The following is a 22186-nucleotide window of genomic DNA, read 5'->3' as shown; positions in this document are numbered from 1 at the left end:
GCGAGCCCTCTCCCTGCCGCCATGAAACAAACGGGGCGGCCGGTCAGGCCGCCCCGAGGGACATCATTCAGTGGTTCTCGTGAACGTCTTTCCAGTACTCATGCTTCACCAGGTACAGCAGGAAGGTGAGCAGGGCCAGGAACAGGACGACCCACACGCCGACCGACTGCCGTTCGAGGACGGCCGGCTCGGCCGTGTACTCGAGGAAGGTAGCGAGATCACGCGTCGCGCCCTTGAACTCCTCCGGCGTCAGGCGACCCGGCTGGGAGAGTTCGAGCTTCTCCACTACCGACTCCTGGCCCGGTTTGGCTTCGGAATGCACGGCGACCTGCAGACCCTGCAGTTCCCACAAGGGGTTCGGCATGGAGGCATTCGGGAATACCGTGTTGTTCCAGCCGACCGGACGGCTCGGGTCGAGGTAGAACGAGTTCAGGTAATTGAAGATGAAGTCCACGCCCTTGGCGCGCGCTTCGAGCGAGAGATCCGGCGGATCCTTGCCGAACCAGGTCTTCGCCGAGTCGGCCGGCATGTGCGAGATCACCGGTTCGCCGAACTTCGCGCCGGTGAAGTTGAGGTTGGTCATCACCTCTTCTTCGCTCAGGCCCAGGTCGCTGGCCAGCCGCGAATAGCGCACGTACTTCAGCGAGTGGCAGCCGACGCAGTAGTTGAAGAACAGCTTGGCACCGCGTTGCAGCGAAGCCCGGTCGTTCACGTTGGTGCCGGCGGAAGGCAACCCCTCACCGCCTTCCGCTGCGAAGGCGGGGATGGTGGCGACGACGAGGCCCAGCGCCAGGGCCATGGCGGATAGATAGCGCTTAATCATGCATCGTCACCCGTTCCGGAACCGGCTTGGTCTTCTCGAAGCCAAAGTGCGTGTAGACCCAGATGAAGACGAAAAACCCGAAGTAGGCCAGCGTCATGACGCGACCGAAGGCGTTCTCGATCGTGGTCGCGTCCGCACCCGGGAACCACTCGGGAATCAGCTCGGCAGTGACGCCGGCGCCGACCGCACCCAGGGACAGGAAGGAAATCACCAGCACCGCCAGGGCGATGCGATAGCCCATGCCACGGAAGCGTACCGAGCGGACTTCGCCGCGATCCAGCCATGGCAGCAGGGCCAGCATCAGGATCGAGCCGAACATGCCGATCACGCCCCATATGGCCGTGCCGAAGAACGACGGGATCATGCGCAGGATCGCGTAGAACGGCGTGAAGTACCACGACGGCTTGATGTGGGTCGGCGTCACGAGGTTGTTAGCCGGCGTGAAGTTGTCGTGCTCGAGGAACCAGCCGCCGAAGGTCGGCGCGAAGAAGATGATGAACGCGGCGATCAGCAGGAAGAAGCCGACGCCGACCAGGTCCTTCACCGTGTAGTACGGGTGGAACGGAATCGCGTCGATGGGCTTGCTGGCATCCCAGCGATTGCCCTTCGGACCGTGTTTCACGTCCACGCCGTCCGGGTTGTTCGAACCCACTTCGTGCAGTGCGGCCAGATGCAGCACGACCAGGAGCAGGAGCACCAGCGGCAGCGCGATCACGTGCAGCGCGAAGAAGCGGTTGAGCGTGGCATCGGCGGGCAGGAAGTCGCCCATGATCCACTCCACCAGGCCGGGGCCGATGTAGGGGATGGTGCCGAACAGCGAGATGATGACCTTCGCGCCCCAGAAGGACATGTTGCCCCAGGGCAGTACGTAGCCCATGAAGGCTTCGGCCATTAGGACCAGGAAGATCAGCATGCCGAGGATCCACACCAGCTCGCGCGGACGCTTGAACGAGCCGTACATGATTCCGCGGAACATGTGCAGGAACACCACCACGAAGAACAGCGAGGCACCCGTGGAGTGCATGTAGCGGATCAGCCAGCCCCACTCCACGTCACGCATGATGTACTCGACCGAGTTGAACGCTTCCAGCGCACTCGTCTTGTAGTTCATGGTGAGGAAGATGCCGGTCACGATCTGGTTCACGAGGACCAGGATCGCCAGCGAGCCGAAGTAGTACCAAAGATTGAAGTTCTTCGGCGCGTAGTACTCGGTCATGTGCTTGCGGAACGTGGGGGCCAGGTTCGGCGCACGTTCGTTGACCCAATCAAATAGGTTAGCCATCAGCCGGCCTCCTTCGGATCGACACCGATCTGGATGTGCGTGTCGTCCACGAAGTGGTACGGCGGCACGGGGAGGTTCTTCGGTGCGGGCACGCCACTGAACACGCGGCCGGAGAGGTCGTAACGCGACTTATGGCAGGGGCAGTAGAAACCGCCCTTCCAGTTCGCATCGAACGGCTCGGGCTTGATGTCCGGGACGAAGTCGGGAACGCAGCCCAGATGAGTGCACAGGCCGATGACGACCAGCCACTCGGGCTTGATGGAACGCGTTTCGTTGGTCGCGTACTTCGGCTGCTGCTCGGCGTTGGAAGACTGCGGATCCAGCAGGCGGGGCTCGAGGCCCTTCAGCTGGGCCAGCTGGTCCGTGGTGCGGTTGACCACGAAAACCGGAAGGCTACGCCATGCGAAAGTGACCTTCTGGCCCGCATCGATGGCGCTGATATCGACCGTGACAGGCGCTCCCGCCGCCTTTGCCCTTGCACTTGGTTCCCACGACTTAATGAAGGGCACGACCGCCGCGACCACTCCCACACCACCTACGACTGCTGTCGTAACGGTAAGGAAGCGACGGCGCCCGTGATCGACGACTTCGTTCGCCATCAGGCTCTCCGGAACTTTGCCATTGAGGTTGCGGACCCCTATCGCCGGTTCGTTCGGAAATCGGCTTCCGCAAATCGCGTCAGTGTAACGTCAGCACTAGCGACGTACAATAAACTGGACGCCACCCTATCCCATAAGGGGCAAGGGGTGCCATGGGCACGGCGATGCGACGACGACAGGATCCCTCGTTCTTAGATGAAACACGCCGCCCGCACGCTCGCCTTCATTGCCCGCTTCGTCGTGCTCGGCCTTGCCGTGGCCTTCATCATTGGCCTGTTCTGGCCAGGTAGCGGTGCCTTCCTCCGTCAGCGCTTCACCGCGCCAGCCGGCATCACGGCCACCACCACGGGCGAATCGCCCACCTCCAGTCCGGTCTCTTACGCGGATGCCGTGGCCAAGGCCGCGCCCTCGGTGGTCAACATCTACGCCAACAAGATGGTCACCGAGCAGCCCCGCCAGCTGTACTCGGATCCGGTGCTGCAGCGCATTTTCAGCGTACCCACCGGGCCGGCGCGGACACGGCGCCAGCAGAACCTGGGCTCGGGCGTGATCGTCAGTGACGATGGTTACGTATTGACCAACAACCATGTGATCGCCAACGCCGACGACATCCAGCTGCTGCTTTACGACGGCCGGGTGGCCAAGGCGCGCGTCGTCGGCTCCGACGACGAGACCGACCTGGCCGTGCTCAAGGTGGACGCCGGCAACCTGCCAGCCATCCACATGACCGATCCCGATCGTCGTCCGAGGGTGGGTGACGTGGTGCTCGCCATCGGCAATCCCTTCGGCATCGGCCAGACCGTGACCATGGGCATCGTCAGCGCCATCGGCCGCCAGCTCAACCTGTCCAGCCTGGAGAACTTCATCCAGACGGACGCTGCGATCAATTTCGGCAACTCGGGCGGCGCACTGGTCAACGCCCACGGCGAGCTGGTCGGCATCAACACCTCGCTGATCGGCCAGGCCGTCGGCGCCGAAGGCATCGGCTTCGCCATTCCCGTCGCCAGCGCGCGCAACGTGCTCGACCAGATCGTGCAGACCGGTCATGTGGTGCGCGGGTGGATCGGCGCCGACTATGGCGTGCTGCCGATTTCGGCCGACAGCGGCCTGCCCTCCGCTGCGCGTGGCGTCGTGGTCAACGATGTCTCGCCCGGGGGCCCCGCCGCCATCGCCGGCATCCAGCAGCGCGACGTGCTGCTGAAGATTGGCGGCGAAGACATCCTCGACCCGTCGGACCTGCGCCGGCGCGAGGCCTCGTTCAAACCCGGCACCGCGATCGAGGTCTCCGGCTTGCGCAGTGGCGCGCCGTTCACCAGCACGATCACACCCAGCCAGCGCCCACCCACGGCACCCATGCAGGCGTTGCAAACCCCTGCCCGGTAGGAACCGATTTTGTGGGAGCCGCTTCAGCGGCGATCGGGGGCTCGCGAAACGGTTAGGAATCGCCGCTGAAGCGGCTCCCACAAAAGCTCCCACACAAAGCAGAGCACTCAGCTGCCGCGCGAGGCCAGGGGCACATTGGTGCCCGGCCGGCTCTTCAACGTCTCGCCGTAGCGCTTGCGTAGCTGGCCGACGCGTTCGACGTACACCTGGGTTTCGTCATACGGCGGCACGCCGTTGTACTTCTGCACCGCACCCGGGCCCGCGTTATACGCGGCCGCGGCGAGGCGTTCGTTGCCGTTGAAGTTCTTCAGCAACAGCGCCAGATACCGCGCGCCGCCACGAATGTTCTGGTTCGCGTCGAAGGCATCCAGCACACCCATGTCTCGTGCGGTGCCGGGGATCAACTGCATCAGGCCCTGCGCGCCCGCGACCGAAAGTGCCCGCGGATTGAACGCACTTTCCGCATGGATGATGGCGCGTAACAGCGCCTCGTCCACGCCGAACTCGTTGCTGGCCGAGGAGATCGCATCGCCGTACGCGCTGAGGTTGAGCGCGACGCTGTTCCAGTCGATCTTCGAATGCACGTCGCAGGCGGCGCAGGTCGCGATGTAGGTGAAGAGCATCTTGATGCTCTGCCCCTTCCCGCCGCCGCCCGCCTGCGGAATATTGGTGTACTCGACACCGCCATCGGCGCGGGTGATGCGGTAGACGGCACCGCGGAGCACGCGCGAGCCCTTGGGTTGTTCGGGGGCCGGCATCGAGGCTAGGTCCGTCGAGGCCGACTCGTGGTAATCCCAGGTGCCCTTCGGAGCTTTGCTGGCGGGCAAGGCATTGGCTGCGGCGGCTGTGGCGCCCGCGGGACGACCCGATGTCGCGACGGCATCGGCCACCGTCACCGGATTGGCGGCGATGACGCGGGCGGGGCCGAGGGCTTTTGCCGTCGTGGTAACCGAACTCTCCACCGTCAGGCCGGCGAGCGCCGGGCTGGCCGTCGGCAGGTTGGTCGCTGCAAGGTTGCCCGCCGCCGCACTGGACGCTGACGGGTCATCGTTCCGCCCCGGCGCCAGGACCACACTGCCGATCACGCCCTTCAACGAAGGCGGCGCCTCGACGGCCTGGAAGGCGGGAGCCGCCGCCGAAGACAACGCGATCGGTCGGGCGGGTCGCGCGGGCGCCATGTTGGCCAGCCGCTTGCAGTCCTTGTAGCCCACCGTCGTTCCAGCGAACACCGTTTCCCCGGTGCTGCCGACACATCTATATAGGGCACCCGCCGAAGCCGGTCCGGCGAACAGGCCCAAAAGCAGCACGACAACGCCCGCGGCCCTTCGCAGGGCCGTCCGGGAGAGCAGAAAACGGCAGGCGCGATGGCCGGCGCTTTCCCCTGGCATCGCGTCGTGAGCCATGGGCGCGAGTGTGCCCGAGCACCCCTGCCCTGCCAAGGGCCAATAACGTGATCTTCCTCACGCAAGTCATTGATCCGCCGAACCCTGTGGCAAGGTGGGTGGTGGCGGCGTAAACTGCGCGGTTCGGTAACTCCCCACGAATCACGGTACCCCGGCCCATGAGCGGCAAGCTTTTCATCAAGACCCACGGCTGCCAGATGAACGAGTACGACTCGGCCAAGATGGCCGACGTCCTCCTCGCATCGCACGGTCTCGAGCTGACCCAGGACGAAGCGGAAGCTGACGTCATCCTGGTCAACACCTGTTCGATCCGCGAAAAGGCCCAGGAAAAAGTCTTCAGCCAGCTCGGCCGCTGGAAGGCCCACAAGGCCGGCGGCAAGCCGGTGCTGATCGGCGTGGGCGGCTGCGTCGCCTCGCAGGAAGGCGACGCCATCCTCAAGCGCGCGCCCTATGTGGATCTCGTGTTCGGCCCGCAGACCCTGCACCGCCTGCCGGAAATGATCGAAGCCCAGCGCGCCAGCGGCAAGTCGCAGGTGGACATCAGCTTCCCGGAGATCGAGAAGTTCGACAGCCTGCCCGAGCCGCGCGCCGAGGGCCCGACCGCCTTCGTCTCGATCATGGAAGGCTGCTCGAAGTACTGCTCCTATTGCGTCGTGCCCTATACGCGCGGCGAAGAAATCAGCCGTCCGTTCGACGACGTCATCGTCGAGGTGGCCCAGCTCGCCGAGCAAGGCGTGCGTGAGGTCAACCTGCTTGGCCAGAACGTCAACGCCTATCGCGGCCCGATGCACGACGGCGACATGGCCGATCTGTCGGTACTGATCCACGCCATCGCGCAGATCGAAGGCATCGGCCGGATCCGCTTCACCACCTCGCATCCGCTGGAGTTCTCCGACTCGCTGATCGAGGCCTATGCCAACGTGCCACAGCTGGCCAATTACCTGCACCTGCCCGTGCAGGCCGGCTCGGACCGGATCCTCTCGGCCATGAAGCGCGGCTACACGGCGATCGAGTTCAAGCAGAAAATCCGCAAGCTGCGCGCCGTACGTCCGGATATCTGTGTGTCGTCGGACTTCATCGTCGGCTTCCCTGGCGAGTCGGACGACGACTTCGAGAAGACCATGAAGCTGATCGACGATATCGGTTTCGACCAGAGCTTTTCCTTCATCTTCTCCTCGCGCCCCGGCACACCGGCCGCCAACCTCGCCGACGACACGCCGGCCGAGGTGAAGCAGGCGCGCCTGGCGCGCCTGCAGGCCGCGATCAATGAGAACGCCCGCAAGATCAACGAAGCCATGGTCGGCAGCGTGCAGCGCGTGCTGGTCGAAAAGCCCAGCCGCCGGAACGCCAGCGAGATGTCGGGACGCACCGAAAACATGCGCTACGTGAACTTCCCGGGCCACGCGCGGATGATCGGCCAGTTCGTCGACGTGGTGATCACCGAGGCGATGTCGAACTCCCTGCGCGGCCGTGTCCGCCTCGACGAAGAGGTCGCCCTCGCCTCGTGAATGCCATGAGCCAGCTCATCCAGCGTGACTTTTCCCTCGAGCCCGAGGACAACATCCGCCTTGCCAACGTCTGCGGTCCGCTCGATGAGCACATCCGCCAGATCGAGTTGCGCCTGGGTGTCGAGATCGATCATCGCGGCAGTACGTTCCGCGTGATCGGTGACGAGCTGACCGCGCGCGCCGGCGAGAAGGTGCTGCGCGCCTTGTACGCCGCCGCCGAGCACGAAACCCTCAACGGCCAGATCATCAACCTGCACCTCGCCGAGTCCGGCATCGACGCACTCGCCGACCAGGCCGCCGAGTCGACGCAGGAAGTGGTGATCAAGGTGAAGCGCGGCGTGATCAAGGGCCGCGGCCCGAACCAGGCCCGCTACCTGCACGCCATCACCAGCCACGACATCAACTTCGGTGTGGGCCCGGCCGGTACCGGCAAGACCTATCTCGCCGTCGCCAGCGCCATCGAGGCGCTGGAGAACAACCGCGTGCAGCGCGTGCTGCTGGTGCGCCCAGCCGTGGAAGCCGGCGAGAAGCTCGGCTTCCTGCCTGGCGACCTCAGCCAGAAGATCGATCCCTACCTGCGCCCGCTATACGACGCGCTCTACGAGATGGTCGGCTTCGAGAAGGTCGCCAAGCTGATCGAGCGCAACGTGATCGAGATCGCGCCGCTTGCCTACATGCGCGGCCGCACGCTCAACGATTCCTACGTGATCCTCGACGAAGCGCAGAACACCACCGTCGAACAGATGAAGATGTTCCTGACCCGCATCGGCTTCGGCTCGGTCGCGGTGATCACGGGCGACGTCTCCCAGGTGGATCTGCCGCGCCATATCCGCTCGGGCCTGCGCCATGCCGTCGAAGTGTTGCGCGGCGTGGATGGCATCAGCTTTACCTTCTTCACCTCGCGCGACGTGGTCCGCCATCCGATCGTGGCCAGGATCGTGCGTGCCTACGAGGCCTTCGAACAGAAGGACGAAGCCCGTTGAGCAAGCTGGACGTCGCCGTCGGCTATGCCGCGCCGCGTAAAGGCGTGCCGGCCTCGGCCAGCTTTCGTCGCTGGATCGAGGCCGCGCTGAAGGGCGCGAAGCGCCGCAAGGCGACCGAGGTCTCCGTCCGCATCGTGGACACTGAAGAAGGCCAGGCACTGAACCTGCAGTACCGCGGTCGTGACTACGCCACCAACGTGCTCTCGTTCCCGGTCGAGCTACCGCCCGGCGTCGACCTGCCGCTGATCGGCGACCTGGTCATCTGCGCCCCCGTCGTCGCCCGCGAAGCCGCCGAGCAGGGCAAGAAGCCGGCCGACCACTGGGCCCACCTGACCATCCACGGCACCCTGCACCTGCTGGGCTACGACCACATCGACGAGGCTGAGGCCGAGACGATGGAGGCCTTGGAGACCAAGGTTCTGGCGGGGCTGGGCATCTCCGATCCCTACCTGGCTCCTCTGTAGGAGCCGATTCATCGGCGATCCCGCGGCAGCGGGCCAGGTTTCGGCCAGCACCCCATCGCCGATGAATCGGCTCCTACCAAGCGATCCAGCCTGAACCGTCACAAAAATTCCGCTAGACTGCTCATTCCGCCCATTCGGGCCGAATATCAAAGAGTAATGAACGAGGACCCTGGCAGTACCAACGGCCCTACACACCGATCCTGGTGGGACCGTCTGGGCCACATGTTTTCCGGCGAGCCACGCAACCGCGACGAACTGATCGAGGAACTGCGTACCGCCCAGGCCAACGGCCTGCTTTCCAACGACACCCTGACCATGGTCGAGGGTGCGATCAAAGTCACCGAACTCAGCGTCGACGACGTCATGGTCCCCCGGGCCCAGATCGTCAGCCTGCCTGTCGATGCGCCGCTGGCCGAGATCATGGCCGCCGTCGTCGAATCCGGTCACTCCCGCTTCCCCGTGCACGGCGAGGACAAGGACGAAGTCCTTGGCATCCTCCTGGCCAAGGATCTGCTGAAGTACTTCGGCCAGAGCGAGTGTGGCGATGTACGCGCCCTGCTCCGCCCCGCGGTGCTCATCCCCGAGTCCATGCGCCTGAACGTGCTGCTGGCGGAGTTCCGCCTCACGCGTAACCACATGGCCCTGGTGGTAGATGAATACGGTGGCGTCGCCGGCCTGATCACCATCGAGGACGTCCTCGAGCAGATCGTCGGCGAGATCGACGACGAGCACGACGACGAGGAAGATCCCATCCTCGCCACCCAGCTCGACGAAGGCGTGTTCGCGGTTAGTGCGCTCACCCCCATCGCCGACTTCAACGAGGTGGCCGGTGCGCACTTTTCCGACGAAGAGTTCGACACCATCGGCGGCATGATCACCTCCGAGTTCGGCCACCTGCCGAGCGTGGGCGAGGAGATCACCATGGGCGACTTCGTCTTCCGCGTCACCGAAGCCGATGATCGTCGCGTGCTGCATTTCCACGTCACCCGCGTCAGCGGCCACGGTGGCGCCAGCAACGGCGCCTGACATCGACGCCGGCCCGCAAGGCCGGCGGTTCGCCTTCCCTTCAAGCCATGCCTGCGGGCAAGGACCACGCCCCACGATGCGCTACGCCCTGTTCCTGTTGATCGCCCTGTGTTTCGTTCCGGCAGCCCACGCGGGCATCGTCGATGCCCCGGCGGCCAACCTCGAAATCTCACTGATGACGTACGGGCCCGGCGACATCTACTGGGAGCGTTTCGGCCACGATGCGCTGGAAGTTCGCGACACCGTGAGCGGCGAAGCCATCGCGTTCAATTACGGCGTGTTCGACTTCGACCAGAAGGGCTTCATCCTCAATTTCGCCCGCGGCATCATGGCTTACCGCATGGACGCCGAGACCACGCAGTCCGATGTGGAGTTTTACTCGGGCGAAGGTCGCTACGTGCGCCGCCAGCGTCTGGCGCTGGACAACGACCAGAAAGACAGCCTGCGCCGTTTCCTGCTGTGGAACGTGCAACCCGCCAACGCCGGCTACAACTACGACTACTACGCCGACAACTGCACCACGCGCGTACGCGATGCGCTCGACGGCGCCCTCGGTGGCGCGCTCAGCCGCCAGTTGCGTGAGCGACCCGGTGGCATGACCTTCCGCGAGCAGACGGCGCGCCTGATGAGCAACCAGGCCTGGCTGATGCTGGGCATGGATCTCGGCCTCGGCCCCTATGCCGACCAACCAATGACGGCCTGGAAGGAAGCCTTTCTGCCGATGGTGCTCGAAGACGAGCTCCGTCACGTCCGCATCGGTGACGGCGCCGATGCGCGGCCGCTGGTCGACCAGGAAGACACGCTGGCGCAGAACAAGCTCGATCCGCCGCCGGAGCAGGCACCCGACTTGCGCTGGCCGCTACTGATCGCCGGCCTGCTCTGGGCGATTCCGCTTGCCCTGCCCGCTTTCACCCGGCACCGCGTTGCTCGCGGCGTCTTCGTTGCCGCCGCCACCCTGTTCGCCGTGTTCGCCGGACTGGCCGGCCTGTTCATGCTTGGGCTGTGGACGCTCACCCTGCATCGATCCGCCTGGGGCAACTTCAACCTGCTGGCTTATCAGCCGTTCGCGTTCCTACTTATCCCAGGTATCTGGCACCTGCGCCGTGCGGGTCGTCCGATGGGGCGGATGGCGCCCCGCGTCGCCGCCATGTCGTTTGCAGCGTGCGTGATCGGCCTGCTGCTGCACCTGTGGCCGGACTTCCCGCAGCGCAACATGCCGTGGCTGCTGCTCGCCCTGCCGTGCTGGGCGGCGCTATTCGCAAGTTTTTGCCGGAAGCACGACTGAGCGTTCTTCGTCGCTGAGATTGCCCCGTCACATGAGGGGCGGCATCATGCCGCCATGGCATCTGTCTCGATTCTTCCCGAACCCGTCGCTCCGCCCGTTTCCAACGGCGGCATGGTCGTCAACTGCGTCGCCTACCGTAACGACGGCTGCCGCATCGGCGACATCTCCATCGACGCGATCAGCGACGTGCTCAAGGAGCCCGACACCTTCGTCTGGGTCGGCCTGCACGAGCCCGACGAAGCGCTGCTGCTGAAGCTGCAGGAAGAATTCAACCTGCACGACCTTGCCATCGAGGACGCCCAGCTCGCCCACCAGCGCACCAAGATCGAAACCTACGGCGACTCGCTCTTCATCGTCGCTCAGACCGCCCAGCTCGTCGGCGGCAACATCGCCTTCGGTGAAACGCAGATCTTCGTCGGCCAGCGCTACTTCGTGACCGTGCGCCACGGCGCCTCGCTGTCGTATGCGCCGGCACGCCGCACCTGCGAGCAATCACCCGAGTTGCTCGGCATGGGCCCGAGCTACGCGCTGTACGCCGTGCTCGACTTCATCGTCGACAACTTCCTGCCGATCGTGCGCGACTTCCGGCAGGAGCTGCACGAGCTGGAGAACGATATCTTCGCCGAGACGTACAACCGCATGACCATCAAGCGGCTGTACGACATGCAGCGTGAGCTGATGACCTTGCGTCTGGCTGTCGTGCCGTTGCAGGACATCGTGGCGCAGCTGACGCGGCTGCATCCGCATTTGATTCACGATGAGCTGCGGGCGTATTTCCGCGATATCTACGATCACGTGTTTCGTGTGAACGAATCGATTTCCGCGATGCGGGAGATGCTTGGCGCGGCAATCAGTGTGAACCTGGCGCTCGTTACCTTTGGACAGAACGAGGTGATGAAGAAGCTGGCCGGTTGGGCGGCTATGTTGGCGGCGCCTACCTTGATCACGAGCTGGTACGGCATGAACTTCGCGCACATGCCGGAGTTGCAGCAACCCTGGGCTTATCCAGCCATCACCTGCCTGGTGGCGTGCGTCGTTGGCATCATCTTCATCGCCCTGAAGCGCAACAAGTGGTTCTAAGCCTCAGCGCCACCAACACGGCGTAACGCGCTCCGTGTAGGAGCCGATTCATCGGCGAAAGGGTGCTAGCGACCAGCCCCCAACTTGCCCTTCAGAACCTCCGTCGCCTCTCCAAGCGAATCCACAGAAATGGAAATCGTTTTCCTCGCTGTCTTGATGTACAGGCGGGGTCCACCCCTACCCCCACGACGCAGCCTGAAGGAAACGATGTCCCTGTAGTCGAGCCTCGCCGTCCTGAAAGCGCCATAGGTCAAGTGGTCGTCGAAGAACTTGAGGGCAAATCTGTCCGTCCACACGCAGCCGGCAAATCCAAAACTCGCCGCGCATGCGGCGAACAGCAAGCTTGACGTCGTTACCGGTAGGCACCTGTCAGCCGACATCGCGGCCGTAAGACCCACGAGGGCGGCGGACGTGATGATCCACATAAGTGCCCTACTACCGGTCAAGAAACGAAACTCGGAATGTTCTTTCATGCGAGGCGGCCTGAACCTCGCCGAGACTGCGCAGACGGCTGCGGATACGAGACCAGCCAGAATTGAGAAAAGAATGGTTCTCAGCATGCTTCAATAACCACGCGTAGATGTGCTCGGACCAAGCAACCGTCGAAACCCTAATACCCCGAGTCCCGTCAGACAACCACCCATCGCAAACGGGGCCCAGCCAACCATCAAGAGATCGGCCAGTCGCGCGCCGATCGGCACGCCCATAACCTCTGCGCCGTCCAGAGACCAAAGTATGCTGAGTCCAGTGGCCAGCATGACGAGGCAACCGAGCACAAGCTTGAGCTCGGAGTTGACACGTCCCGCCCACGACATGTCGTTAGGGGTCCAGAAGCGAACGGCCAGTGCGGCACCTGACGCCGGGAAGACCGGCCAGGACCAGAAGAAATAAATCGCGGAGAGATCGGGAAAATCCGAGCCGCTAGCCCAATAGCGCGCGGGAATCATGGGAACGCTGTCCACGATCGCGTTGAGGCGGTCCCATACCGACTCGTAGGAAGAGGCGAAAAAAGTTGCCAATCCTGCAACGACGCTCGTCAAAACGACGACACCGATAAGCAAGCGATACACCACACGCTCTCTGTCCGTCATGGTCACTTCCCTGTCGTAGGCCTGCTTATAGCGCATTATATCGCCATCGCGTTGAATCCAATCACCAATTCTGAGACAAAGACCCGCCAGTATGGAGCAATGCGCTCTATGTAGGAGCCGATTCATCGGCGAAGGGCGCTGGCCACAAGGAAGCCACCATATGAGTTCACTAGACGCAGAACACTACCTCTTGGACGTAAAGCTACGCCGAGAACGCGTCCCATCCTTCGACACCTACCCCTTCTCTCTGCCCGCCGTGAAAGAACTGGGCACGCTGAGGCTCCACCCGAAGGTCACCTTCATTGTCGGCGAGAACGGCAGCGGGAAATCGACGCTACTAGAAGGTATCGCCACCTCCTGGGGTTTCAACCCCGAAGGCGGGACGAAGAACTTCAACTTCGGGACGCGGCGGTCGCATTCGGAGCTGCACGCGTTTCTGACGCTGGCTAAGAGCGTGAAGCGGGCAAAAGATGGGTTTTTCCTTCGGGCCGAGAGCTTTTTCAATGTAGCTACGGAGATTGAGGAACTCGACAAGGGGCCCGGTGGCCCGCCCATCATCAACTCCTACGGCTACAAGTCGCTTCACGAGCAGTCGCACGGAGAGTCGTTCTTCGCGCTGATCATGAAGCGATTTGGTGGGAACGGGCTCTATATTCTCGACGAGCCTGAGGCAGCCCTTTCGCCGTCAAGACAACTCGCGATGCTGTCGCGAATCCATCAACTCGTTGGACTGAATTCGCAGTTCATCATCGCCACGCATTCGCCGATTTTGATGGCTTATCCAGATGCGGATCTCTACCAGATCGATGAAACGGGCCTAGTCAGGACGGCCTACGAGGACACGGAGCACTTCTTGGTGATGAAGGCATTTCTGGGAAATCCGGGGCGACAGCTCGCGTTGCTACTGGATTGAAGAATCCGGCACACAGGACATCACGCCGATTCGCGGTGGCCACCACCAAGTGGCACCACCATAACTTCTGAGCCACTCCCTGTCGGACCAATGCATATCAGTTCGAAGGCTTGCGCTTGTTATATGCCATCCCGCCATCTGGAGCTGACGCGTCCATCACGCCAGCGGCCAAGGATATGGAAATCGTCTCAGATCCGACATTGACCGTTGGCCTTATCAGCGTGGAACGCTTGGCATTCTTGTACTCGATGACTAAATGCTGAGGGTCAACCCAACGCACATTTACACCGTAAGCTCGATCACTTCGAGTCGCCCCATATAGATCCGCAACCACATCCGCCCTGGCACACCTCATCTCGTGGGCAACGACGCAAATTTCATACAGAAAAGAAGTCGTCGCGCCCCCACTCGACTCGACCACCAATGCATCCACAACATTCCCGGGCGACGGAGCTCGGACAACTTCTTCAGCTCCGCTTGAGCACCCTCCGAAGAGGCAAGATAGTGCGAGAAGGGCTGCAGTTTTTAAGGTATTCATTCTCGGAGAGACCCTGTCGAAGACTGCCTGGACATCGTTCGCCTGCAGCGCGCCTTACTTGCCATAACAATGCTCGTACCGCCAGATTCCCTTGGCAATCTGATCCTGGTCCTTAGGATCATCTCCGTAGGGCGGATCCCCAAGTGGCGTACCGTTGGAGGGGTCATAGTTACCAGAACGCGTTTGAGCCCAGCCGGCAGCTCTCGAGAGAACGTCAGGTGGACTCCCTTCAGCAGAGCCCACGACCCCGTAATGAAAGTTTCCGTAGTCTTCGTACTGCGAGCCTTGCTGCTTAAAGTCCCAAGCCCCCCCCGTTCCGCACCAACTCGTAGAACAGGCCATATCGGAATGCTTCGCCGGGAGGTCCGGATATATCGGCCTCATCGGGCGGCGCCGAGGCGGCGGGATCGCGCGATCGATCCGTTTCCCTAACCATGTTTTTTGGCGGACATATCACCAGTCCCCGGGAGTCCTCTAGGCACAACTATCCATCCCGTCGAATGCCCTGGGATTCGCCATCCACCCGACTAACCTTGCGCATTGCTGACCTCAACCCACCAAACGAAGATCGGCCGGGACTCAACCTTGAGGACGCCAGAGAAGGGAGGTTTGCCGTAGCTGTCCTCCGGCATATCGATCTGGTCATCATAGAATTCTCCCCCGTGCCAGAAGCGATCGTAGGCCTCGCCCATCGGATAAAGGGTGAGCAGCGCATCACCTGGTTTCAACGCGAGCCGGGGCGTCTTATCGCCATCGCGGTAGCCGAGGCTGACGGCCTGGACCACCCGTGTCACGCCAGGCTTGCTGGTGATGACGATGCCACGACGGGCGACGACTTGGTCACCAGGTTTCACTGTGAAGACGGGTTTCGCGCCAAGAGCGGCGGACGCCAGCGCGATAGACACCCCGGTCGCCCGCCAGGGCCCGTACTGGCAACACTCGAACGTGCAGGCGTTCTGGGCGACATAGGGCATCGCCGGTGCATCGTGAGGAACGGGACGCGAATCCCGCGGCGGGACAGCGGCCTGCGTGGAAACCGCCAACAGTGCGTGAAACAGGACAATCATTTCCCTTGATCCCCTGAAGCGGCTGCCGGCCGCAGCGTATCCTCGCCGCAAGCCTATCCGCCGTCAACCGTACACGCCGCCCCTTACGCAATCATGTAGAGCACCCATTCGATCAAGATAGTCGTTTAACTCGCCGACAAATAGATCACTTCTCTTGACCAGCGAGCTCAGATATCACGCTCGTGCACATCTCGCCTCTCCTCAGCTGCCCTGCCGCCGCAACTGGCAGGCCGCGAATCGTCCAATGCAAGCGCAGTCATTCTGACGCGGGTTTCAGCGATGGCCTGCCGCTGCTGCATCATGAGCCACAGAGCCCGCGGATCCACGATGACCTGTAGCCGATCGAGTTGCCCGACAGGCTGAGGTTCCAGTGCGAGTATCTGACGCTGAATTGTCAGTATCTCCCTTAAGCGATCCGCGGCCCTCTTTGGGTCCTCCTCCAGGCAGCGCAAGATGCGCTTCTGAGAGACCAACTCAGCCGCATCACTGGTATATCGTCCGTCGACGTGAATGAAGAACATTTCGCTGAAGCCGAACCAGAAACCGAACCAGGCACATGAAAGGCACGCCACGACAAAAGCCGCGGCGAGGAAAGCCTTGCTCAGGAACGGAGGCTTACCGCCTCGGTCCCTAGTCATGGCCATCCATCTCATCAAAGGTGTTTGAGCCCCTGGCGATGCCGCGATTTAATGACGAAGCCTGAGCGCGGCCACCATGCGTCAACGGTAGCAACGCGGTCGCAAAGCATTCTGGACACGTCTCCACACACGGCTCGGAACCATCGATCCCATTCACAACGACGTCCTTCTTTTGCACAACGACATCATGCTGCAGGATCAAGGCAAAAGCCCAGGAGTTGTGAGCCACGTATCGTCTTGTCTCGATACCCAGAAAGTGCACTCTTCTGACCCGCGTCATCGGGCCACCCCAACGGAGTTCGACATCACCGTCGCGGAGATTTCTCGTGCAATAGGGACGACCCAGGGCTTGCTCCGCTTCGCCCCGGGTTGTCTTTCCAATGATTAACGACTTATATGCCGCATTCAATCGAGTAGCACGAGGTTCGCTATCAGGCCTAAAGGCGGCATCATCGTAACTGCAACCGGTGAGAGCCAACAAAGACGTCAGGATGTAGGTAGAGCACTGCAAACGCTGCATTCAGGGCCCCCGGATGATGTCTAGAAACTGCGGCACTGCGTTAAAGCGCTGGCGGTCGGCTATCGGGCTTCTCGGGAAGCCATGCGCAACCGAAACAACAGATCTCGACCTTTGCGCTGCGATCTTTCGCTCCGTTCGGGCCAGCACAAAAGTGACTGACCTAACGAATATTCCAGAACTTGGCCGCGACCAGACCCAGTGCGAAAGCCCCGAACTGAATATATGGACTGAAGGCTGCATCGAACAGCCGCGGCCATCCGACGATCAGACCGGCGGCAAAAAAGATGCCGCACGTTACCACTGAAAACTTTGCAGCCGTCCACATCATGCGTAGATTCATCACAACGCAATCCTACCGTGTACTAGCTCATCGGTGGTCATACCCGCCCAATGGCGGTGGAAGGAGTCGTTCAAGAACGCCGCATCAGACCGTGGGCCCCGGCATGTATGCCAAGCGCTTCGACAAAAAGAAGCGGCGCCCGAACAGGGCGCCGCCTTCCTATCAGTTTACTTGGCCGCAGGAGCCGTCCACTCCTTCAGCCACGCATTCACTTCTTCATGCCACTGCACACTGTTCTGCGGCTTGAGCACCCAGTGATTCTCATCCGGGAAATGCAGCAGCTTGCTCGGAATGCCACGACGCTGCAGCGCGGTGAACGCGCCCAGGCCCTGGGTCTCCGGAATGCGGAAGTCCTTGCCGCTGTGGATGACGAGCATCGGCACACGCCAGTCCTTCACGTGATTGATCGGGTTGAAGCGCTCGTAGTTTTCCGGGTGATCGTACTGCGTGCCGCCGTTCTCCTTCTCTTCGAACCAGAGCTCTTCGGTGTCGTAGTACATGGCGCGCGCGTCGAAGACACCGTCGTGGTCGACGAGGCACTTCCACGGCTGGTTCCACACGCCGGCGATCCAATAGACCATGTAGCCGCCGTAGCTCGCGCCGAGGGCGCAGGCGCGGTCGCCGTCGAGGAAGCTGTACTTCGACAGCGCGGCGCTCCAGCCGGCCTTGAGGTCTTCGAGCGGCTTGCCGCCCCAGTCACCCGAGATAGCATCCGTAAACTTCTGGCCGTAACCCGTGGAGCCGTGGAAATTCACCGTGACCACCGCGAAGCCCTGCCCCGCGTACGTCTGGGCGTTCCAGCGATAGCTCCAGCTATTGGTCATCGCACCCTGCGGACCGCCGTGGATGACGAAGGCGACCGGATAGGTCTTGCCCTTCTTGAAGCCCACCGGCTTGACCACGTAGCCCTGCACGGTGTCGCCGTTCGCACCCTTGAAGGTGTAGAACTCGAAGTCACCCGTCTGCGCGCTCTTGATGCGCTTGGCGTTGAAGTGCGAGACCTGCTTGAGGCCCTTGCCCTTGACGTCGGCCGTGTACAGATCGGCCGGACGCTTCAGGTCGTCTCGGGTGAGCAGCAGCTTGTTGCCGCTGATCGAGAAGCCGCTGACCGAACCGTCGGTGACCAGCGTAGTGGCCTTGCCCGTCGCCACGTCGATCGCAAACAGCGGATGCTGGCCGTTGTCGTCGGTGGTGGTGTAAAGGGTCTTGCCATCAGCCGACACCGTGAGCGTCCCGGCGGAGCGGTCCCACGAGGGATCGACTTCGTGCTTCGAGCCCGAGGCAATGTCCAGAGCCCAGATACCGAAACGATCGGCTTCCGAACCGGGATCCTTCATGGCCGTATAGAAGAGGGTTTTGCCGTCCGGCGACACGACCGGGTTCGCGTCCCAGGCCAGGTTGTCGGCCGTGAGATTCGTCGGAGCGGCCGAGCCGTCGGCAGGCACACTATAGACATCGAAGTTGGTCGACCAGGGCTCGGTCTTGCCGGCAATGCGTGCATCGAAATACACGGTCTTGCCATCCGGCGAGAAGGTGAACTCATCTTCTCCACCGAAGGGCTTGCTCGGCACGTCGCCATCGATGCCCTTGCTCAGCAACACCGGCTGCGAAGCGTCGTTGGCATCGGCGATGTAGAGCTGGTTGCGACGGCCATCAGCCCAGGTGTCCCAGTGGCGGACGAAGAGCTTGTCGTAGACGGTGCCGGTGGACTTGTCCTTCTCACGGCCGTCCAGGCGCTCCTTGGTGCAGGCCAGGTCGGCGCAATCGGTGAAGACCTCGTAGCTGAGCAGCAGCTTCGAGCCGTCCGGCGAGAGCTTGAACGAGCCGACATCGAGGGGCGCCGAGGTCACGGCGTCGCCGGTCCGGACCGTCAGGGCCAGGCCCTTGCCATTATCGGCGTCGAACGCACGATGCCAGACCTGGGCAACGCCGTCCTTCGGCGCGCTATAGAAGATGGACTTACCGTCCGGGGACCAGCGCGGCGACGAACCCTTCTCCACCACCTTGACCGGCTGCGGCGGCTTATTGAGGTCCAACACATAGATCGAGGTGTTGCCCTTGTTGGCGGCGTAGTCGGTGGCGCGCACCGTAAAGAGTGCGTAGCGCCCATCCGGCGACAGCTGCGGATCCCCGACGCGATCCATCATGACCAGGTCACGGATCGAGAAAGGATGCGGGGCGGCGCTGTCGGCGTCGGCGGCCAGGACAGGGCCGGACGCCAGCGCGAGGGCCAGCGCGACGAGAAGTGGTTTCATGGGGGCTCCCTTGGGGTTGTGCTCGAGGAGGACGGTACGGGGGAGAGACTGCGCTTGCAAGCAGCGAGTGGTCGCTGCTCATGACAGGTTCGCGTATCCTCGCCCGCTTATGGCCACCCCGTGAACGAGGGCGGCAGGGGATCTCATGCGCTTTTCATTAGGTAACGGCCGACCGGCGACGGGGCGGACCGCGATCGCCGTGGCAATGCTTGGCGGGCTGCTCGCCATGTTCCTGCGCTGGTACTTCGTCACCCACGCCCAGGTGCTTCAGCCGCTTTTTCGTGACTCGAATTGGGGCGATGCGGGGCAGTACTACAGGTACGCGTGGAACCTCTTCCACCATGGCCTGTTCTCGTCCGCCGCTCCTGGCTCGGCCAACCCGATCTCCGACGGCTTTCGTGACCCGGCGTATCCCGTCTTTCTCGCCCTGGGGATGGCGATCACGGACAACTACGATCACTGGTACACCCTGGTCATTCTCAGCCAGACGGTTCTCGGCGCGGTTACCGTCACATGCGTCATTCTTGCCATTCGCGATGCGCTGCCGACCTGGCTACTCGTAGTAGCTGCTCTTGCCATGGCCGTGTGGCCTCATCTGGTCAGCATCCCGGCTTACGTACTTTCAGAGAATCTCACCGCCCCCCTTTGTGCGATCTCAGCGCTTGCCCTGCGTGAGGCAGCAGTGAGGCGCTCCATGGGTTACGTTCTCGTCGCTGGCGTGAGCATGGCACTCGCCGCGCTTTCCAACGCAGTCCTCGGACCATTGGCCGTCGTGCTTGCGTGTACCTTTGCATCGAAACGCTCGCTACCTCCTCGCCTGCTACTGGTGCTGGTTGCCGTGTCGACCTTGCCGTTGCTTGCATGGGGCATTCGGAACAGCCACTTGACGGCACCCCTTTCGCCTGCGATACGCGTCGAGATGAACCTTGTCCAGGGATCCTGGCCGACGTATCACGCCGCAGCCCAACTTGCGTCCGTCGAGGACCCTGTCGGCGTTCAGACCATCGATGCGATGAATCTCGAGATGGCCACGTTGCATATCGATCGCGTCGAGGGCCTGAAGGCCATGGCGGCACGCATGGGTCACGCGCCAGGCACTTACCTGGCGTGGTATCTCAGCAAGCCGGCGTTGTTGTGGGGATGGGAGATTGGGCTTGGTGCAGGTGATATCTACATGTACCCAACGCACAACTCTCCTTTCGTTACCAACCCGATATTCAAGGCGATCGAGGCTGTGACGTTTATCTTCAATGGTGTGCTCGCACTACTGGCACTGGCAGGCCTGATCGTCGTTGCATTACGCCGTGATCCGCCAGCCGCCCTGATCACGTTCGCCGTCACCGCCGCATGGGTCACCGTGGTCTATGGCGTGCTCCAGTCGGACCCCCGCTACTCGACCCCCTACCGGGCCGCGGAGATTGTCCTGGCTTGCGTGGCCGTGTCTTTCATCGTGACCTACCTCCGTAAGCGGGTCGTCGGGACACAGGATCCATCGTGATCTCGCGCGAAGGAAACCCAATGCGATAAAAGCGAAACTCACAACGATTCGTCCCGCCCCATGGCAGCCGCCGGGACCGCAACCCTCCGCCGCCTGCGCTTCCACCCTCGCCGAAGGGTCCTCGGCTCAGCAGCCCCTGACTCCAAATAGCGTGCAATCGCGATGGACGTCACAAAATATCGACAAATCTGTACCGGGCCGCGACCTTGGTACGAAGTGTGCTGACGCTCCCGCTGACTCACAGGGGCCCCACCACATGTTCATGCCTATGAAGCGACGAGCCACCGGCTTTACGCTAATTGAATTGATGATCGTCGTCGCCATCATCGCAATCCTGGCCGCGATCGCGATACCCGCTTACAAGGACTACCTTGTCCGCGCGCAGGCGTCCGAGGGACTGCTCACAGCTGCTGGCGCCAAATCCGCCGTGTGGGAGTACCGCCATAACACGGGTCGGTTTCCGTCGACCAATGAGTCGGCTGGCCTGCCCGTCGGCACGTCGATCAGCGGCAAGTACGTGTCCTCCATCGACCTACAGACGACGGGTGCCATCCTTATTGCCTACGAAAAGCCGGATGCAAACGCGGTCTTGCAGGTAAGCACGATCACCCTCTCTCCGATCGACAACACAGGGAGCATCGGCTGGGTCTGCAAGTCCACGCTGGACAACCGATACTTGCCCACGACCTGCCGCACGAACTGACGCATCACGTCACATCCTGACCTTATGCGTCACTATCAAATGTGCCGCAATTCACTGAATCCGCGAAATTTTCCTGTTGATCCGCAAGCGTGACCCGATGCACAATCCCGGCACCGGCAATATGAGGAAATACGCCGGTCGCGGGAGTCGTGGCATGTTCAATGCAGGCTTTGCGGCGAGCTTCCTGGTCGTTCCTGACCAAAGCAAGTGAGGGAGCGTCCTCCGCCCTTAGGGAGGAGGGGGCTAGGGCTCAGGGGGCGTCACTTAATTTCGGTTAGTCAACTGTAACGAGGAAACTCCATGAAGAACGTCCAGAAGGGCTTCACGCTCATCGAACTGATGATCGTGGTCGCCATCATCGCGATCCTGGCTGCCATCGCCATCCCGCAGTACCAGAACTACCTCATCCGCACCCAGGTGTCGGAAGGCATGAACCTCGCTGACGGTAACAAGACCGCCGTTTCCGAGTTCTACAACAACACGGGCCGCTGGCCGAGCACGCAGACCTCCGCTGGCCTGCCGGCGGTTACCTCTGTCACCGGCAAGTACGTGACCCAGGTCGACGCCAGCACGGACAAGGGCAAGATCACGGCCACGTTCGGCGGCGCCGAAGTCAACAGCAAGATCTCTGGCAAGAAGCTCGTCCTGTCGGCAACGGACAACGGCGGCTCGATCAGCTGGAGCTGCAAGACGAGCGCTGGTACGGACGTGCCGGACGCTTACCTGCCGACCTCCTGCCGTAGCTGATACGCTTCATGCTTCACGAGAAGGGGCCGTCTCACGGCCC

Annotated in this window: 21 protein-coding genes; 11 read left to right on the top strand and 10 right to left on the bottom strand. The window is 62.3% G+C overall.

Annotation, left to right across the window (positions count from 1 at the left end):
- Nucleotides 1-67: 67 nt before the first annotated feature.
- Genes BJI69_RS13200 through petA form a run of 3 tightly spaced genes read right to left on the bottom strand, consistent with a single transcriptional unit; the run spans nt 68 to nt 2704 of the window.
- Entirely contained in the window at nt 68-823 is a 756-nt protein-coding gene (locus BJI69_RS13200; RefSeq protein ID WP_181016717.1) for a cytochrome c1, read from the bottom strand.
- A complete protein-coding gene (locus BJI69_RS13195) occupies nt 816-2105 on the bottom strand; it encodes a cytochrome b (RefSeq protein WP_046966417.1) in 1290 nt (429 codons plus the stop codon). Before BJI69_RS13195 ends, BJI69_RS13200 begins: the two co-directional genes overlap by 8 nt.
- Nucleotides 2105-2704: a ubiquinol-cytochrome c reductase iron-sulfur subunit gene (gene petA, locus BJI69_RS13190; protein ID WP_046966416.1), complete on the bottom strand. Its 600-nt coding sequence runs from the start codon at nt 2702-2704 to the stop codon at nt 2105-2107. The genes BJI69_RS13195 and petA overlap by 1 nt, the downstream gene beginning before the upstream one ends.
- Before the next feature lie 195 nt (nt 2705-2899).
- Between petA and BJI69_RS13185 the strand changes: the two genes are divergently transcribed.
- The gene (locus BJI69_RS13185; protein WP_046966415.1) at nt 2900-4087 is read left to right on the top strand and encodes a S1C family serine protease; all 1188 of its coding nucleotides are present in this window, start codon (nt 2900-2902) and stop codon (nt 4085-4087) included.
- Nucleotides 4088-4194: 107 nt separating this feature from the next.
- Here BJI69_RS13185 and BJI69_RS13180 read toward each other — a convergent pair whose 3' ends face one another.
- Nucleotides 4195-5316, bottom strand: a complete 1122-nt coding sequence (locus tag BJI69_RS13180; protein WP_244890686.1) for a lytic transglycosylase domain-containing protein — start codon at nt 5314-5316, stop codon at nt 4195-4197.
- A gap of 332 nt (nt 5317-5648) precedes the next feature.
- Here BJI69_RS13180 and miaB point away from each other — a divergent pair, with 332 nt between their 5' ends.
- The 6 genes from miaB to BJI69_RS13150 all read left to right on the top strand — a co-directional run bounded on the left by miaB (nt 5649) and on the right by BJI69_RS13150 (nt 11836).
- Nucleotides 5649-6998, top strand: a complete 1350-nt coding sequence (gene miaB / locus BJI69_RS13175; protein ID WP_046966414.1) for a tRNA (N6-isopentenyl adenosine(37)-C2)-methylthiotransferase MiaB — start codon at nt 5649-5651, stop codon at nt 6996-6998.
- Nucleotides 6999-7003: 5 nt separating this feature from the next.
- Nucleotides 7004-7981, top strand: coding sequence for a PhoH family protein (locus BJI69_RS13170; protein WP_046966413.1), 978 nt, complete (start codon nt 7004-7006; stop codon nt 7979-7981).
- Nucleotides 7978-8445 (top strand): rRNA maturation RNase YbeY, encoded by a 468-nt coding sequence (ybeY, locus tag BJI69_RS13165; RefSeq protein WP_046966412.1) that lies wholly within the window; start codon nt 7978-7980, stop codon nt 8443-8445. Before BJI69_RS13170 ends, ybeY begins: the two co-directional genes overlap by 4 nt.
- Nucleotides 8446-8601: 156 nt before the next feature.
- Nucleotides 8602-9471: a CorC family transporter gene (locus BJI69_RS13160; RefSeq protein ID WP_046966411.1), complete on the top strand. Its 870-nt coding sequence runs from the start codon at nt 8602-8604 to the stop codon at nt 9469-9471.
- 76 nt (nt 9472-9547) lie between these two features.
- Nucleotides 9548-10756, top strand: a complete 1209-nt coding sequence (locus tag BJI69_RS13155; RefSeq protein ID WP_046966410.1) for a lipoprotein N-acyltransferase Lnb domain-containing protein — start codon at nt 9548-9550, stop codon at nt 10754-10756.
- A gap of 54 nt (nt 10757-10810) precedes the next feature.
- Nucleotides 10811-11836, top strand: coding sequence for a magnesium and cobalt transport protein CorA (locus tag BJI69_RS13150; protein ID WP_046966409.1), 1026 nt, complete (start codon nt 10811-10813; stop codon nt 11834-11836).
- A gap of 563 nt (nt 11837-12399) precedes the next feature.
- On the opposite strand, the gene BJI69_RS13140 is transcribed toward BJI69_RS13150, so the two are convergent.
- Nucleotides 12400-12963 (bottom strand): hypothetical protein, encoded by a 564-nt coding sequence (locus tag BJI69_RS13140; RefSeq protein WP_046966407.1) that lies wholly within the window; start codon nt 12961-12963, stop codon nt 12400-12402.
- A gap of 124 nt (nt 12964-13087) precedes the next feature.
- On the opposite strand from BJI69_RS13140, the gene BJI69_RS13135 reads away from it, so the two are divergent.
- On the top strand, nt 13088-13840 hold the full coding sequence (locus tag BJI69_RS13135) for an AAA family ATPase (protein ID WP_046966406.1): 753 nt from the start codon (nt 13088-13090) through the stop codon (nt 13838-13840).
- Nucleotides 13841-14432: 592 nt separating this feature from the next.
- Here the strand turns inward: BJI69_RS13135 and BJI69_RS23170 are convergent.
- The 5 genes from BJI69_RS23170 to BJI69_RS13110 form a co-directional block, all read right to left on the bottom strand.
- Complete coding sequence (locus BJI69_RS23170; RefSeq protein WP_211258460.1) at nt 14433-14720, bottom strand: polymorphic toxin type 44 domain-containing protein; 288 nt, start codon at nt 14718-14720, stop codon at nt 14433-14435.
- Between the two features lie 185 nt (nt 14721-14905).
- On the bottom strand, nt 14906-15445 hold the full coding sequence (locus BJI69_RS13125) for a hypothetical protein (protein WP_125903050.1): 540 nt from the start codon (nt 15443-15445) through the stop codon (nt 14906-14908).
- 167 nt (nt 15446-15612) lie between these two features.
- Complete coding sequence (locus BJI69_RS13120; RefSeq protein WP_046966404.1) at nt 15613-16083, bottom strand: hypothetical protein; 471 nt, start codon at nt 16081-16083, stop codon at nt 15613-15615.
- Between the two features lie 680 nt (nt 16084-16763).
- Nucleotides 16764-16943, bottom strand: coding sequence for a hypothetical protein (locus BJI69_RS13115; RefSeq protein WP_046966403.1), 180 nt, complete (start codon nt 16941-16943; stop codon nt 16764-16766).
- 167 nt (nt 16944-17110) lie between these two features.
- The gene (locus tag BJI69_RS13110; RefSeq protein WP_046966402.1) at nt 17111-19198 is read right to left on the bottom strand and encodes an alpha/beta hydrolase family protein; all 2088 of its coding nucleotides are present in this window, start codon (nt 19196-19198) and stop codon (nt 17111-17113) included.
- Nucleotides 19199-19343: 145 nt separating this feature from the next.
- Between BJI69_RS13110 and BJI69_RS13105 the strand changes: the two genes are divergently transcribed.
- From BJI69_RS13105 to BJI69_RS13095, 3 genes are all read left to right on the top strand, one after another.
- On the top strand, nt 19344-20696 hold the full coding sequence (locus BJI69_RS13105) for a glycosyltransferase family 39 protein (protein WP_046966401.1): 1353 nt from the start codon (nt 19344-19346) through the stop codon (nt 20694-20696).
- Nucleotides 20697-20958: 262 nt separating this feature from the next.
- Nucleotides 20959-21399 (top strand): pilin, encoded by a 441-nt coding sequence (locus tag BJI69_RS13100; protein WP_052767047.1) that lies wholly within the window; start codon nt 20959-20961, stop codon nt 21397-21399.
- A gap of 300 nt (nt 21400-21699) precedes the next feature.
- Nucleotides 21700-22146 (top strand): pilin, encoded by a 447-nt coding sequence (locus BJI69_RS13095; RefSeq protein ID WP_046966400.1) that lies wholly within the window; start codon nt 21700-21702, stop codon nt 22144-22146.
- The last annotated feature ends 40 nt before the right edge of the window (nt 22147-22186 follow it).

It is taken from the genome of Luteibacter rhizovicinus DSM 16549 (assembly GCF_001887595.1).
Taxonomy (GTDB): domain Bacteria; phylum Pseudomonadota; class Gammaproteobacteria; order Xanthomonadales; family Rhodanobacteraceae; genus Luteibacter; species Luteibacter rhizovicinus.
The sequence above is the reverse complement of the archived record's forward strand: the minus strand, read 5'-3'. Positions and strand labels throughout refer to the sequence as shown.

What these genes read in the sequence shown, in the direction of transcription:
- BJI69_RS13150 (WP_046966409.1), top strand. Translation starts at nt 10,811, where the DNA reads ATGGCATCTGTCTCGATTCTTCCCGAACCCGTCGCTCCGCCCGTTTCC.
- BJI69_RS13200 (WP_181016717.1), bottom strand. Translation starts at nt 823, where the DNA reads ATGATTAAGCGCTATCTATCCGCCATGGCCCTGGCGCTGGGCCTCGTC.
- BJI69_RS13095 (WP_046966400.1), top strand. Translation starts at nt 21,700, where the DNA reads ATGAAGAACGTCCAGAAGGGCTTCACGCTCATCGAACTGATGATCGTG.
- BJI69_RS23170 (WP_211258460.1), bottom strand. Translation starts at nt 14,720, where the DNA reads ATGGCCTGTTCTACGAGTTGGTGCGGAACGGGGGGGGCTTGGGACTTT.
- BJI69_RS13100 (WP_052767047.1), top strand. Translation starts at nt 20,959, where the DNA reads ATGCCTATGAAGCGACGAGCCACCGGCTTTACGCTAATTGAATTGATG.
- BJI69_RS13135 (WP_046966406.1), top strand. Translation starts at nt 13,088, where the DNA reads ATGAGTTCACTAGACGCAGAACACTACCTCTTGGACGTAAAGCTACGC.
- BJI69_RS13160 (WP_046966411.1), top strand. Translation starts at nt 8,602, where the DNA reads ATGAACGAGGACCCTGGCAGTACCAACGGCCCTACACACCGATCCTGG.
- BJI69_RS13110 (WP_046966402.1), bottom strand. Translation starts at nt 19,198, where the DNA reads ATGAAACCACTTCTCGTCGCGCTGGCCCTCGCGCTGGCGTCCGGCCCT.
- BJI69_RS13125 (WP_125903050.1), bottom strand. Translation starts at nt 15,445, where the DNA reads ATGATTGTCCTGTTTCACGCACTGTTGGCGGTTTCCACGCAGGCCGCT.
- petA (WP_046966416.1), bottom strand. Translation starts at nt 2,704, where the DNA reads ATGGCGAACGAAGTCGTCGATCACGGGCGCCGTCGCTTCCTTACCGTT.
- BJI69_RS13185 (WP_046966415.1), top strand. Translation starts at nt 2,900, where the DNA reads ATGAAACACGCCGCCCGCACGCTCGCCTTCATTGCCCGCTTCGTCGTG.
- BJI69_RS13170 (WP_046966413.1), top strand. Translation starts at nt 7,004, where the DNA reads ATGAGCCAGCTCATCCAGCGTGACTTTTCCCTCGAGCCCGAGGACAAC.
- miaB (WP_046966414.1), top strand. Translation starts at nt 5,649, where the DNA reads ATGAGCGGCAAGCTTTTCATCAAGACCCACGGCTGCCAGATGAACGAG.
- BJI69_RS13120 (WP_046966404.1), bottom strand. Translation starts at nt 16,083, where the DNA reads ATGACTAGGGACCGAGGCGGTAAGCCTCCGTTCCTGAGCAAGGCTTTC.
- BJI69_RS13155 (WP_046966410.1), top strand. Translation starts at nt 9,548, where the DNA reads ATGCGCTACGCCCTGTTCCTGTTGATCGCCCTGTGTTTCGTTCCGGCA.
- BJI69_RS13195 (WP_046966417.1), bottom strand. Translation starts at nt 2,105, where the DNA reads ATGGCTAACCTATTTGATTGGGTCAACGAACGTGCGCCGAACCTGGCC.
- BJI69_RS13105 (WP_046966401.1), top strand. Translation starts at nt 19,344, where the DNA reads ATGCGCTTTTCATTAGGTAACGGCCGACCGGCGACGGGGCGGACCGCG.
- BJI69_RS13115 (WP_046966403.1), bottom strand. Translation starts at nt 16,943, where the DNA reads ATGAATCTACGCATGATGTGGACGGCTGCAAAGTTTTCAGTGGTAACG.
- BJI69_RS13140 (WP_046966407.1), bottom strand. Translation starts at nt 12,963, where the DNA reads ATGCGCTATAAGCAGGCCTACGACAGGGAAGTGACCATGACGGACAGA.